This is a genomic window from Streptomyces sp. JH002 (assembly GCF_050916115.1).
GTDB classification, from domain to species: Bacteria; Actinomycetota; Actinomycetes; order Streptomycetales; family Streptomycetaceae; genus Streptomyces; species Streptomyces xiamenensis.
The window spans coordinates 2,992,119-3,005,703 of the sequence record NZ_CP087989.1 but is presented as its reverse complement, the minus strand read 5'-3'; the positions used below and the strand labels follow the sequence as shown (position 1 = coordinate 3,005,703).

General features: G+C 74.6%; 11 protein-coding genes. 8 read left to right on the top strand and 3 right to left on the bottom strand.

Annotated elements, in window-relative coordinates; translation table 11 throughout:
• Positions 1-9 precede the first annotated feature (9 nt).
• On the bottom strand, positions 10-1,833 hold the full coding sequence (locus H7827_RS13600) for a protein kinase domain-containing protein (protein WP_432745328.1): 1,824 nt from the start codon (positions 1,831-1,833) through the stop codon (positions 10-12).
• 495 nt (positions 1,834-2,328) lie between these two features.
• Positions 2,329-2,841: a MarR family winged helix-turn-helix transcriptional regulator gene (locus H7827_RS13595; RefSeq protein ID WP_432745326.1), complete on the bottom strand. Its 513-nt coding sequence runs from the start codon at positions 2,839-2,841 to the stop codon at positions 2,329-2,331.
• Between the two features lie 118 nt (positions 2,842-2,959).
• Here H7827_RS13595 and H7827_RS13590 point away from each other — a divergent pair, with 118 nt between their 5' ends.
• Complete coding sequence (locus H7827_RS13590) at positions 2,960-3,619, top strand: GntR family transcriptional regulator (protein WP_386536967.1); 660 nt, start codon at positions 2,960-2,962, stop codon at positions 3,617-3,619.
• Between the two features lie 133 nt (positions 3,620-3,752).
• On the top strand, positions 3,753-4,400 hold the full coding sequence (locus tag H7827_RS13585; RefSeq protein WP_030733123.1) for a hypothetical protein: 648 nt from the start codon (positions 3,753-3,755) through the stop codon (positions 4,398-4,400).
• 20 nt (positions 4,401-4,420) lie between these two features.
• Here the strand turns inward: H7827_RS13585 and H7827_RS13580 are convergent, their stop codons facing one another.
• Complete coding sequence (locus H7827_RS13580; protein ID WP_432745323.1) at positions 4,421-5,155, bottom strand: SLATT domain-containing protein; 735 nt, start codon at positions 5,153-5,155, stop codon at positions 4,421-4,423.
• Positions 5,156-5,346: 191 nt separating this feature from the next.
• Here H7827_RS13580 and purD point away from each other — a divergent pair, with 191 nt between their 5' ends.
• The 6 genes from purD (at position 5,347) to H7827_RS13550 (ending at position 13,552) form a co-directional block, all read left to right on the top strand.
• Positions 5,347-6,612, top strand: coding sequence for a phosphoribosylamine--glycine ligase (purD, locus tag H7827_RS13575; protein WP_046724263.1), 1,266 nt, complete (start codon positions 5,347-5,349; stop codon positions 6,610-6,612).
• Between the two features lie 393 nt (positions 6,613-7,005).
• Positions 7,006-8,598: a hypothetical protein gene (locus H7827_RS13570; protein WP_432745321.1), complete on the top strand. Its 1,593-nt coding sequence runs from the start codon at positions 7,006-7,008 to the stop codon at positions 8,596-8,598.
• A 370-nt stretch (positions 8,599-8,968) separates the two neighbouring features.
• The gene (locus H7827_RS13565; RefSeq protein ID WP_386537059.1) at positions 8,969-10,462 is read left to right on the top strand and encodes a N,N-dimethylformamidase beta subunit family domain-containing protein; all 1,494 of its coding nucleotides are present in this window, start codon (positions 8,969-8,971) and stop codon (positions 10,460-10,462) included.
• A 98-nt stretch (positions 10,463-10,560) separates the two neighbouring features.
• Positions 10,561-11,484 carry a phosphoribosylaminoimidazolesuccinocarboxamide synthase gene (locus tag H7827_RS13560; RefSeq protein WP_432745319.1) on the top strand — a complete coding sequence of 308 codons (924 nt, stop codon included), beginning with the start codon at positions 10,561-10,563 and terminating at the stop codon, positions 11,482-11,484.
• Between the two features lie 122 nt (positions 11,485-11,606).
• Positions 11,607-12,377, top strand: a complete 771-nt coding sequence (locus H7827_RS13555) for a hypothetical protein (RefSeq protein ID WP_432745317.1) — start codon at positions 11,607-11,609, stop codon at positions 12,375-12,377.
• An 89-nt stretch (positions 12,378-12,466) separates the two neighbouring features.
• A complete protein-coding gene (locus tag H7827_RS13550; RefSeq protein WP_432745315.1) occupies positions 12,467-13,552 on the top strand; it encodes a low temperature requirement protein A in 1,086 nt (361 codons plus the stop codon).
• The last annotated feature ends 33 nt before the right edge of the window (positions 13,553-13,585 follow it).

Genomic DNA, 13,585 nt, shown 5'->3' with positions numbered 1-13,585 from the left:
GCGGCTCTGTCAAGCCGCGTTGACCATCCTCTGCTCCTGAAGCCGGCTGAGCCGCTGGACGAAGACGATGGCGGCGATGGAGGCCACGAACAGCATGAACTCGCTCACCAGCATCACCCCGAGCACCACCTGGGCCGACTCGATGCTCGACACGCTCTCCCAGGAGTCCCAGGCGAGCGGAAGGTGGAGGCAGGCCATCCACAGCGCCCACAGCACCCACCAGAAGTCGACCGTCTTCATGGACGGGTACGCCTGGGGATGGCTGGCCCGCCAGATGTCCCGGGCGATGCCCCGGGGCAGGAAGAGCATGCCGATCGGAATGAACCAGGACCCGATGGCCATCCCCTTGCCGTACCGGATCTGGCCCGGCGCGAAGATCTCGGCGTTGTGCCGCACCCGGTGGAACCAGATCAGCCACACCACGATCATCACGCACTGGAGCAGCAGGGCGCTGATGCCGATGATCTCGGTCAGCGTCGCGATGCTGCGGATCTCACTGCTGTCCGTGAAGCCCGAGAAGTCGGTGCCGCCCCAGCCCGTCATCCGCTCGGCGATGTCGATGTACTGGCTCAGGCTGAACGTGGAGACGACCGCCGCGAGCACCAGCAGCCAGGTCAGCGTCTTGGCCAGCCCTTTCACGGGCTTGGTGCCGTGCGGGCGGCCCCCGGGGCCGTGGCCGCCGTTGCCCCCGGGACCCGCGTGCGGCGGCCGCGGTGCGGCGGCGCGCCCCGCGTGTGCGGGGACCGGGGAGACCAGGGGCGTGGTGAGCGCGGGGCCGAACCCGGCCGGGGCGGAGGGCACACCGCTGTACGCCGGGGCGGCCTGCGGCCCGCCGTGCGGCGGGGTCTCGGCCAGGGCGACGGCCGGCGGCACCGTCGGCTGCGCCGGCTGTTCGCCCGCCGCCGGGCCGGCCCGCCCGCCGACCGGCAGGGGGTCCTCCCGGTCCAGCAACTGGACGGCGTGCCGTCCCAGTTGGGCCAGCACTTCGGCGGGCAGCCAGGCGCCGCTCGGCGGCTCGCTGCCGGTCAGCTCCAGCAGCGAGTCGACGGAGGACCGCACCTCGGGGTCCTTGTGCAGACAGCCGCTGATCAGTTCGTGCAGCGGCCCGTCGGGCACCCCCTCCAGCTCGGGTTCCTCCTGCACGATCCGGTACATGAGGGCGTGCCCGCCGCTGTCGGTGGTGCCGAACGGCAGCTTGCCGGTGGCGGCGTACGCCAGCACCGAGCCGAGGCAGAACACGTCGCTGGCGGCCGACAGCCGCTTGCCCATGATCTGCTCGGGCGACATGAAGCCCGGCGAGCCGATCACCGAACCGGTCCGGGTGAGGCCGCCACCGGTCACCCCGTCGTAGGCGCGCGCGATACCGAAGTCGATGACGCGCGGCCCGTCGATGGTGATCAGTACGTTGGCGGGCTTGAGGTCCCGGTGCACCAGGCCGACGGCGTGGATGTCCCGCAGCGCCAGCAGCAGCCCGGAGGCCAGGGTCAGGACGGACTTCTCGGGCAGCGGCCCGTAGTCCTCCGACACCACCTGGTTGAGGGCGGGGCCGGCGATGTAGCCGGTCGCCACCCAGGGGGTGTCGGCGTCGGTGTCGGCGTCGAGCACCGGCGCGGTCCACTGCCCGCCGACCTTGCGGGCGATGGTGATCTCCTGGGCGAACCGCCGCCGGAACTCCGGTTCCCTGGCCAGGGCCGGCTGCACGGTCTTGACGGCCACGGTGCGGCCGCGGTCGGACCGGGCCAGGTAGACCTGCCCCATTCCGCCCTCGCCGAGCTTGCCCAGCAGCTGGTAGCCGCCGATGGTGGGCGGGTCTTCGGGCGCGAGCGGTCGCATGAGCGGCGTTTCCCTCCCCGTATTGCGGTCCCGAACGCCACCGAGAATAGAGGCCGGTCAGCCGGGTCCGCATCGCAGGAGCCCATGAACTGCCCGTGCGGGCAGGGCCGCGGGCACCCGGCACGGCCACGCAGCATACGCCGTATGTACGGTGCGTGCCCTTCGTGGTGCCCGAACCCGGCATACCGCCTGTATCGCCCGGCTCGGCCCTTCCGCGCCGCCCGCCCGCCTGTGCCGGGCCCTTCACCGGACCTTCACCCCGGCTCCCCGTCCGGCCTCCCGCCCGGGCTCCGGCGCCGCCCCCGGGATCGGGGCGGCGGCCCCGCAGGGCCGCCCGCGCGGCACCCGTGCCCCGCCACCGGCCCACCCGCCCCGCCGGCCGGGCGAGCCACGCCTCCATCGCCCGCTCGCGCATCGCCCGCTCCCTCATCACGCTCACCCCCGCGTCGAGTCCACCGTCACCACGAGCGTAGCGAATGATTACAGAGAGTGACATCATCCGTTCGGTGGATTCTCCGCCTCCAGCCGGTCGAGGGCCTCGCTCAGCCGGCGCAGGGTCGCCAGTGCCCGCGTCAACTCCCCGTCCCCGCCCAGTGCCGCGCTCAGCCGGTCCGCGAACGCCGCGTGGTCCGGGCCGATCGCGCGCATCGCCTCCCGGCCCTCGGCCGTGGGCCCGAACAGCTTCGCCCGCCGGTGCGCCGGATTGGGCTCGTACGCCGCGAGGCCGCTCTCCACCAGCAGGTCCGCGATCCGCTGCACGCTCTGCCGGCTGATGCCCATGGCCCGCGCGATGCCCGACACCGGCAGCGGTTCGTCCGCGACCGCGCCCAGCACCTGCCACCGGGCGGCCGTCAGTCCCGCCGGCCGGGCCAGCCCCTCGGCGACCGACAGGAACTGTCCGTTCAGCCGGAAGGCCGTCAGTGCCGTCCCCGAGAGCAGCGCCTGCCGCTCGGCCCCGGCCCCCGCCCCGGCGGCGGCTTCCGCGCCCCTGGCCCGTTCCCCGCTCACGCGCCGGCGTCCAGGAAGCGCCGCGGGGGTGTTCCCGCCGTCTCACTGCTCATGACAATATCCTGTCAAGTGGACAGAATGCTGTCAATGAAATCGGGGAACTGTAGTGTGGGTCGGCGTGATTCAACGCAGTACCCTGCGCGAGCAACTCGCCGATGCCCTGCGGGAAGAGATCCTGGCCGGCCGGCTGGCCCCCGGTGGCGAGTTCACCGTGCGGGAGATCGCCGAGCACTACGGTGTCTCCGCCACCCCCGTGCGCGAAGCCCTGGTGGACCTGTCCGCCCAGGGCCTGCTGGAGGTCGAGCAGCACCGGGGCTTCCGCATCCGCCAGGACACCCTCGGCGACTTCGAACGACTGATCGAGGCGCAGGCGCTCGTCTGCCAGGGCGTGCTCCACCAGAACCCCACTCTCGCTCTGCCGCAGGCCGACCCCGGGGAGTTCACCTCCATCCGCCGCCGCGCCGCCGCCGCCCGGCAGGCCGCCCTCGGCGGCGACCTCGACATTCTCATCGGGTACGACCTGCGCTTCTGGCGCGAGTTCGACGCGCTGCTCACCAACCCCCACATCGGGGAGTTCATGGACCGGATGCGCGTCCGGTGCTGGGCGTACACCGTCCCCTATCTCCGCCGCCGGCACTCCCTCGACGGCCGGCTCTGGTCGGGGCACCTCGAACTCGCCGACGCCGTGGAGCGCCGCGACGCCAAGGACACCGAACGGCTCCTCGGTGCCCACCGCGCCCACACCCTCGCGCTGGCGATCGAACTCTCCGGGGCGTGACCGGGCCGACGGCGGGGGAGACCTCTCCCCACGACACCGTCGCCGACCGACACCGACACCGACCGACACCGAGGCCCGTACCGCACCACATCCGGGCCGTCCGCCGAACTCCCCCCTGAGAGAACGTGATGCCGTGGCATGTGATCTGTGGCTGGTCCCCCTTGTCGACGTGCTGTGCCACAGCCCCGACAACCCCTTCGCCGAAGAACTCGCCGAGTACGACCGCGCCCTCGCCGAGGCCGGCGCCCCGCCCGTCCCGGTGCACGGCTACGTCCCCGGCATGTCGGGCGACGTCGCCCCCGTCGCCGGCTTCGACTACACGGCCCTCCATCTCCTGCGCCGCGCCTACCTCCTGCGGCTCAGCGGGCTGCCCGTCACCCCGGTCGAGGACCTGGACGGCGACTACCAGCAACTGCTGGAGATGTTCGAGGCCGCCGCCCAGCAGACCCACCTCGTGTGGCACTTCGACCACGCCGGCGCGTACGTCCCCGTCGACTTCCCGCACCCGCTCGTCACCGACTCGCTGCTGGCCGGCGGCGGGCCGCTGGGCTCCAGCCACGGTCTGCTGCGCGAGCTGGAGACGGTCGCCCCCGCGCTGGGCATCGACCCCTTCCACCCGCCCCCGAGCCCGCCCCCGCCCGGACGTCCCACCCGGCTCGACGAACCGGCGCAGGGGTACGCGGACGACGGGCCGTTCGCCCGCGAACGCCATGTGTGGCTGGGCCTGCACGCCGCCGCCACCCGCAGCCTCGCGCAGGGCTCGATGATTGTCTTCAGCTGATCCGGCCGCCGCCGTGACGTTCAGGGGCGCGGCCCCTCCGGGGGCCGCTGCCTCGGCATGTTCGCCCGGCCGCCGCCCGCGCCGGGCAGTGGCGTGAGCCGTGCGCCGCCCACCGCCGGGCACTCCCCGTACCGCTCCTCCCGGTGCCCCCGTTCCGGCCCGGTCGGCGCCGGCAGCGGGCCCGGCGCGAACCGGAACTCCGCCATCCAGTCGGCGGTCTCCGCCCGCACCAGCTCGGCCAGGTCCTCCGAGAAGCGCCGCAGCACCCACAGGCAGCGCTCGGCCGCGTCGCCGGCGCTGCCCTCGGCTGGCCCGAGCACCTCCCGTACGCTCTCCGCCGCCCAGTCGTACCGCAGCGCCTCCAGCCGCCGCCGTACCGCCTGGGCCACCGCCATGTCCCGCATCCAGCCCGAACTCAGGCCGAAGCAGCGGTCGGACGCCGCGCACAGGCCCGCGCCGAGCAGCGCCAGATACCCCCAGCCCGCCAGGGCGCCCCCGCCCCCGCCCGCCCCGGTGAACGCCAGCAGCGGCAGCCCCGCCCCCACCGCCAGCCCCGCCAGCATCCCGCCGCGCAGCGCCCGGGCCGCTCGTCGCTTGCGCTGCCGCGACTCCAGGTACCACTCCATGGTGGCCAGCGCCTCCCGCTCGGCGCGTTCGTACAGCTCCACCAGCCGGTCGGTGGGCTCGTGCCAGTCGGCGCAGGGGGCGGGGCCCCCGGTCAGATCCGCGCGCCGGGCGTGCTCCGGATGGCTCATCCCGCGACTCCCTGAAGAGGTATGAACGAACGAAGATCCCCTTTCCTACCCCGGGAAACAGCGACCGACGGACCACTTTCGGAGTAATTGCGCCCGTAAGCGGGCGAGATCGGAGGGTGATGCGGTTTGCCCGCTCCGCTCCCCTCACCCGAAGGAGTGATCGGGGTGGCGGCGCGGATAGGCTGCTGCCCGTGAGGATCCTTGTCATCGGCGGCGGTGCCCGCGAACACGCTCTGTGCCACGCCCTTTCCCGCGACCCCGAGGTGACGGCGCTGCACTGCGCCCCCGGCAACGCCGGGATCGCCGAGGTCGCCACCGTGCACCCCGTCGACGCGCTGGACGGCGCGGCCGTGGCCGCGCTCGCCGGCGAACTGGACGCCGCCCTGGTGGTCGTCGGCCCCGAGGCGCCGCTGGTGGCCGGTGTGGCGGACGCGGTGCGGGAGGCGGGGATCCCGGTCTTCGGCCCGTCCCGGGACGCCGCCCGCCTGGAGGGCAGCAAGGCGTTCGCGAAGGACGTCATGGCGGCGGCCGGGGTGCCCACGGCGCGCAGCCACGTGTGTACGACGGCGGAGCAGATCGACGCGGCGCTGGACGCCTTCGGCGCCCCGTACGTGGTGAAGGACGACGGCCTCGCGGCCGGCAAGGGCGTGGTCGTCACCGAGGACCGCGCGCAGGCGCGGGAGCACGCCCTGGCGTGCGAGCGGGTGGTCATCGAGGAGTTCCTGGACGGCCCCGAGGTCTCGCTGTTCGCCGTCACGGACGGCACCACCGTCGTCCCGCTCCAGCCCGCGCAGGACTTCAAGCGCGCCTACGACGGCGACGAGGGCCCCAACACGGGCGGCATGGGCGCGTACTCGCCGCTGCCGTGGGCCCCGCCCGGGCTGGTGGACGAGGTCATGGCGACGGTCCTGGAGCCGACCGTCGCCGAACTGCGCCGACGGGGCACGCCGTTCTCCGGGCTGCTGTACGCGGGTCTGGCGGTGACCTCGCGCGGCGTGCGGGTCATCGAGTTCAACGCGCGCTTCGGCGACCCGGAGACCCAGGCGGTCCTGGCGCGGCTGCGCACCCCGCTCTCCCGGCTGCTGTACGCGGCGGCCACCGATGAGCTGGCCGCGCTGCCGCCGCTGCGCTGGAGCGAGGGGGCGGCGGTGACGGTGGTCATCGCGTCCGAGGGCTACCCGGCGGCGCCGCGCACGGGGGACCCGATCACGGGGCTCGACGCGGTGGCGGAGGTGGACGGCCCCGACGCGTACGTGCTGCACGCCGGTACGAAGCGGGGTGCGGACGGCGCGGTGCTGAGCGCGGGTGGCCGCGTCCTGTCGGTCACGGCCACCGGGGCGGACCTGACGGCGGCCCGCACCCGCGCGTACGCGGCGGTGGGGCGCGTCGAGCTGAAGGGCTCCCACTACCGCAAGGACATCGCGGAGGCGGCGGCGCTGGGGACGGACCCGGCCTGAGCCCCGCCCGGGTGCATCCCGGTCTTCCGCCTCCGGCGCCCCGGCCGCCCGACCCGGCCGGGGCGCCGGTGTGCGCCCGCCCGCCGGGCCGGTCCGCGACCCGGTACGCCCTCGTACGGCCCGGCCCATCGGTGCCTCTCCGCCACCGGCGGGTTTGCGTCGGGGTGGCTGGATCAGGTCGTCATCCTTTGCCCAAAGCCCCTCCATCGGGTGACCGATGGTGCTGTCCGGCTGACGCTCGCGCCGCGCGCAACTAGGGTGCGGCGGGAGTTGTCCCACGCCGGGCCGCCGTAGTGATCATGCGATCGGCTCAGCGCACATTGCGATGTCGCTCGGCGGTGCCACAGTGGGATGACGAGCGGTATCGGGGCTGGGCAGGCGGAGGGCAGGGGCATGGGGCAGCGTCAGCAGCACAGAGCCACACTCTCCGCGCGCGACCACGCGCTGGCCGTCTTGCGCGCGCGCAACAGCGCGCTGGCGCTCGCGCTCCTTCCGTGCGCCGTCGGCGTCGTGCTGTTCGCCGCGGGTTCCGGCGTGCCGGACGCCGTGCGGTGGCCGGTGGCCGCCCTCGCCGCCGTCACGATCGGGGTGGCCGTCGCCGTCGGCGTGCTCATCACCCGCGCCAGGCCGGCCGTCACGCCCACCGTCGACGTGCCGGAGACCGCCGCCCCGGCGCTGCACGGCCTGATACGGGACCTCGCCGACCGCCTCGCCGTCCCGCACCCCGGGGGGATCGCCCTCACTCCCGACTGCGACAGCTGGCTGGAGGAAAGACCCCGGACCCGGGATACGGGTGGCCCCCGTCCCGAGCCGTCCGCCGACACCCGTGCCCCGGTTCTGGTGATCGGCTCCCCCTTCCTGTGGTGGATGCGGGTCAGCGAGCTGCGCGCCCTGCTCGCCCCCGTCGTCGCCGGCACCGGTCCCTCCGCCCACCCCGACATCGCCGCGGCCCGCCGCTGCCTGCGCAGCTGGGACGCCACCGCGGGGCTCGCCGCCGCGGCCTCGCCCCTGCGGCATCCGCTGCTCGGCTTCTCCGGCCTGGTCGCCCGGCTGCTGCTGCGCGCCGCCGGAACGCACGCCGCCGAGATGGAACGCGGGGTGGCCGCGGCCGCCTCCGCCCGCGCGCACGGCGTGGACCACGGGGTGCGGATGGCCGCCCAGGAGCAGGTCGGACTCGCCTACGCGGGATGGGACCGGCTGCTGACCAAGGTCGCGCTGCCCGCCTGGCGGGTCGGCCGCTGGCCGCGCCGCCTCAACGCCGGTGTCGTCTCCGCCCTCACCGAACTCTCCCGCCGCGACCGGCTCGCCCCCCAGGGCTTCGCCTCCCGGCTCGGCGAACGCCCCGCCTGCGATCTGCTGGAGGAGCCGGGACGGGTGGACGAGGAGATCTCCTTCCTCGCCGCCCGGCTCTTCCACGGCGGCCCGGCCCAGGGCGGCGCGCCCTGGGCACCGCTGGACTGGGCCGCCTACCCGGAGGAGGTCGTGGACCGCGTCTGGCGGGACCGCGCGGCCCGGCTGTTCGCCGCGCTGGACACCGAGGGGACCCCGACCCTGGCCCGCGCGCTCAGCGAACTGACCGAGGCCGCCACCGGGCCCGGCGGCGCCGACGCGCTCGCCGCCAGGATCGGCGCCGCCACCCCGCCCCGCGCGGCGCAGGAGCCGCCCCCGGCCGCCGCCGACGGCCACACCGGCCTGGTGGCACCGCTCGGCTTCCCCGCCCAGCCGCCGCCCAGCGGACGGGAGGTGCTGGTGGAGCACGTGGCCGCCGCGGTGTGCTGCGCCGCCGCCGACACCACCGGCGCCACCCCGGCCCTCGACTGGCTGGACGGGCCGGTGCTGCGCACCGGCAGCCCGCGCCGCCGCGCCGATCTGAAGCGGCTGGGCGGCTGCGTGCACAGCCTGGTGGACGAGGCGGACCCCGAGCCGCTGCGCGCCTGGCTGACGGCGGCCGGGGTACGGCCGGACAAGCCCGTACGCCTGGTCTGAGCCGGCGGCCCGTGGCTGGCGCACCCCGCTGCTGAGTTGACGCCCCTCGCGCCGGGGGCGGACAGCACATGGCAGCACCGAGCGGATTCCTGTGGGGAACTGCCCCTACGGAGGCTGGGCGTCGGTGCCATGCGGCTTCCCACCTCCCCCGGTTCCCCGCTCCGGCCGGGCCACCGCCCCGTCGCGCCGCTGACGGTCCCGGACGGGCCGTCACCCGCCCCGGCCGGGCCCCTCCCGCCGCCTCCCACCGCCGCGGGGGCAATCACCTCCAGCCATTTCACGACGAACGGTGACAACGCCCTCGTGATGTGTGATGTGCTGGTTCGGCAGTGGAGTCGGGGCGGAGGAGGGGACCTTGTCTCTGGGATCTGTGGGAACCGATCGGATCCGGCGGTGGGAGTCGGGCGCCCTGGCGCACGCCGTGTCCGATCCGTTCGGGCAGGGACCGCTGCCCTGGCTGCGCGGCAGCGAGCACTACTTCGACGACACCGGCCGGGTCGTCCCGTGGTACGTGGACCCCGACGCCCAGGGGCTATGTTCCCCAGGTCGGCGGGGGGACGACCAGCCCGCCCCGGGCCCCCGTACCCCCGATGACGTCGACTGCCAGATCAAGGGCTTCGCCCCGCAGAGCGCCGTCGCGCCCGGCCAGTCCATCGACTTCCGGGTCACGGTGAACCCGCCCCAGGACTTCTCCATCGATATCTACCGGATCGGGCACTACGCGGGTGACGGCGCCAAGATGCTCACCCGCAGCCCCACGCAGCGCGGCACCCGGCAGCCCGAGCCGCTGCTCGCCGACCGCACCGCCTCCTGCCACAACTGGTGGCTCTCGTGGCGGCTCCAGGTCCCGCCCGACTGGCGGCCCGGCGCGCACGTCGCCGTCCTCACCACCGCGGATGGCCGATTCCGTTCGCACGTACCTTTCACTGTCCGGGACGACCAGCCCGCCGATCTGCTCCTGCTGCTCCCCGACATCACCTGGCAGGCGTACAACCTCTTCCCCGAGGACGGCCGCACCGGCGCCAGCCTCTACCACGCCTGGGACGCCTCGGGTCATCTGCTGGGCGAGCAGGACGCCGCCACCACCGTCTCCTTCGCCCGCCCCTTCGCCGGCGCCGGCCTGCCGCTGCACGTCGGGCACGCCTACGACTTCATCCGCTGGGCCGAGCGCTACGGCTACGACCTCGCCTACGCCACCGCCCGCGACCTGCACGCGGGCCGCGTCGACACCTCCCGCTACCGCGGTCTGATCTTCCCCGGGCACGACGAGTACTGGTCCGTCCCGATGCGCCGCGCCGTCGAGCACGCCCGTGACACCGGCACCTCGCTGGTGTTCCTGTCGGCGAACACCATGTACTGGCAGGTCGAGCTGACCGCGCTGCCCTCCGGCGACGAGGACGGCCTGCTGCGCTGCCGCAAGCGCCACGGCCCCGGCCGGCCCGCCCTGTGGCGCGAGCAGGGCGAGCCCGAGCAACTGCTGCTCGGCGTGCAGTACGCGGGCCGGGTGCCCCGCCCGTACCCGCTGGTGGTCCGCAACGCCGACCACTGGCTGTGGGAGGCCACCGGCGCCGCCGAGGGCGACGAACTCCCGGGCCTGGTCGCGGGGGAGGCCGACCGCTACTACCCGCGCACCGCGCTGCCCGAGTGCGAGAGCCGGATCCTGCTGGCCCACTCCCCGTACCGGGACGAGTCCGGGGCCCGCCGCCACCAGGAGACCTCCCTGTACCGCGCGCCCAGCGGGGCCTGGGTGTTCGCCTCCGGCACCTTCGCCTGGTCGCCGGCGCTGGACCGCCCGCAGCACACCGACACCCGGATCCAGAAGGCCACCGCCAACCTCCTGGACCGCATCTGCAAACGCGACTGACGGGGCGGGCCCCGCGCGCCGGTCACCGGCCGCCATGCGTGAGAATGAACGCCGCGTGGCCCATCGACCGACCGACCGCTTAGCCGCCAGGAGGCACAGTGCCAGGATTCGTCACGAAGCCTGAGCCCGCGCGGGTGCCCGGTCTTGTGCATCTGCACACCGGGAAAGTCCGCGATCTCTACCGCAACGAGGCCGGTGAGCTGATCCTCGTCGCCACCGACCGGGTCTCCGCCTACGACTGGGTGCTGCCCACCGAGATCCCCGACAAGGGCCGCATCCTGACCCGGCTGTCGCTGTGGTGGTTCGACCAGCTCGCCGATCTGGTGCCGGGGCACGTCATCTCCACCGAGGTGCCGGCCGGCGCCCCCGCCGACTGGGCGGGCCGGGTGATGGTCTGCCACGCGCTGGACATGGTCCCGGTGGAGGCGGTGGCCCGTGGCTACCTCACCGGTACCGGGCTCGCGGAGTACGAGCGCGACCGTACGGTGTGCGGTCTGGCCCTGCCGGCCGGCCTCGTCGACGGCTCCGAACTGCCCGCCCCGATCTTCACTCCGGCCACCAAGGCGGCGGTGGGGGAGCACGACGAGAACGTCAGCTACGAGGAAGTCGCCCGCCAGGTCGGTGCCGAGACGGCGGCTCAGCTGCGCCAGGCCACCCTGTCCGTGTACGGGCGGGCCAGGGACATCGCGCGGGACCGCGGGATCATCCTGGCCGACACCAAGTTCGAGTTCGGCCGCCGGCCCGGCGCGGGGGAGGGCGGCCAGGAGGGCGAGCTGGTCCTCGCCGACGAGGTGCTGACCCCGGACTCCTCGCGCTTCTGGCGCAAGGACGAGTGGGAGCCCGGCCGCCCGCAGAAGGCGTACGACAAGCAGTTCGTCCGCGACTGGCTGTCCTCCCCGGCCTCCGGCTGGGACCGTACGGGCGACACCCCGCCGCCGGAGCTGCCGCAGGAGGTCGTGGACCGTACCCGGGAGCGCTACACGGAGGCGTTCCGGCTGCTGACGGGCACCGCCTGGGACTGACCGTGAACGGTCAAGCGGGCCCCGGCCTGGCCGGGTCGGGGCCCGCTTGGTAAAAACTCCCCCAACAGGCATGCCGCCGGGCCCGACCACCCCGGCACCGCACCGCCCGAACGGGGAAGAACATGCACGCCGGCACGGATCGCAGCCAGGACAGCCCGCGCGGGCCCGGACGAACAGGGAGCGAGGACCGTCCCGTTCCCGCCGACGGCACAGCGCCCGCCGTGCCCGACGGCCCCGCCCCGGCCCCCGCCGACCGCATCGGGCGGATCGAGCGGCTCACCGACCCGGCCGCCATCCGCGACCGGATCGAGGAACTCGCCTTCCACGCCCGCGAGGACATCCTCACCCTCGTCCCGCACACCGAGCTGTCCGCCGCGTACCTCGCCTGGATCCGCCCGCTCGCCCTGCGCTGTCTGCGCCGCGGCGTGGCCTTCCGCACCGTGATGCTCTGCGAGACCCTCGAGGACCCGCCCACCGCGGCGTACCTGCGCGAGATCGAACGGCACGGCGCCCGGGTACGGCTGATCCCGCACGCCACCGAACGGCTGCTGGCCTGCGACTCCCGCGCCGTCGCGCTCCCGCTGGGCGGCGGCCCCACCATCGAGCACGGGGCGCTGTTCACCGAGGAGCCGGCCATCGTGGCCAGTGTCCGGGCGCTGTTCGAGCGCGCCTGGGAGCGGGCCACCCCGCTCACCCCCGCGCCGACCCCGACCGAGAACGCCCGGCTGATCCTGGCCGCGATGTGCTCGGGCGCCAAGGACGAGACGGCGGCGCGCGGCATCGGCGTCTCGGTGCGCACCTACCGGCGCCGGATCGCCCATCTGATGGACCATCTCAACGCCGGCAGCCGGGCCCAGGCCGCCCTGCTGGCCCGGGACCGCGGCTGGATATGACGCCGGACCGCCCGCTGGCCGACGCCTGAAATGTCCGCTTATCCTCGTCGTGCGACGGAGGGGGGACCGACCACGGCGGGAGAGGCGGCATGGGCGCACAGGACGCCGCCCGCACGGCCCGCGCCGGTCCGGCGCGGCGGCCCATGCGCGGCCGGGACCCGGGGGAGGCGCACCGCGCCGCGACCCCGCTGGAACTGCTGTTCGACCTGACCTTCGTGGTCGCCGTCTCCCAGGCCGCCGCCCAGCTCCATCACGCGCTGGCGGAGGGCCGCACCGGCTCCGGCCTGTTCGGCTACGCGGCGGTGTTCTTCGCCATCTGGTGGGCCTGGATGAACTTCACCTGGTTCGCCTCCGCCTACGACACCGACGACGTGCCCTACCGGCTGCTGACGCTGCTCCAGATGGCAGGCGTCCTGGTGCTGGCGGCGGGGGTGCCCGGCGCGTTCCAGCACGGTGACTGGGCACTGGTGGTGTCCGGCTATGTGATCATGCGCGCCGCGATGGTCGCCCAGTGGCTGCGGGCCGCCGCCGCGGATCCGGCCGGCCGCCGGGGCGCGCTGCGGTACGCGGCCGGGGTGGCGCTGGTGCAGGCCGGATGGGTCGCCCGGCTGTGGGTCTTCGGGGGGTGGGCGGCGGCCACGTTCGTCGTCCTGGTGGCGGCCGAACTCGCCGTACCGGCCTGGGCCGAGTTCCGGGGGAGCGTGACCCGCTGGCATCCGGGCCATATCGCCGAGCGGTACGGGCTGTTCACGATCATCGTGCTCGGGGAGGTCATTCTCGGCTCGCTGACGGCCATCCAGTCGGCCGTCACCGACCGCGGCCTGTCGACCCCCATCCTGCTGATCGCCGTGGGCGGGCTGCTGCTGGTCTTCGCGCTGTGGTGGCTGTACTTCACCGGTCGCGAGGTGCGGCTGACGACCCTGCGCACGGCCCTGGCCTGGGGGTACGGGCACTATGTGGTGTTCGCGGCGCTGGCCGCCCTCGGTGCGGGCCTGGAGGCGGCGCTGGATGTCACCGAGCACCACGCCCATCTCTCCGAGCTGTCCGCAGGGCTGACCGTCGCCGTGCCGGTGGCGGTCGTGCTGCTCTTGCTGGGCGTGCTGCACCGGATGACGGACGCCGCCGCGGTGGGGCTGTGGCCGCTGCTGGCCGGCCGCCGCGCTCCGGCCGGGTGACCGGGGGCCGTTCCCGGGGCCGGCCCCGGCCCT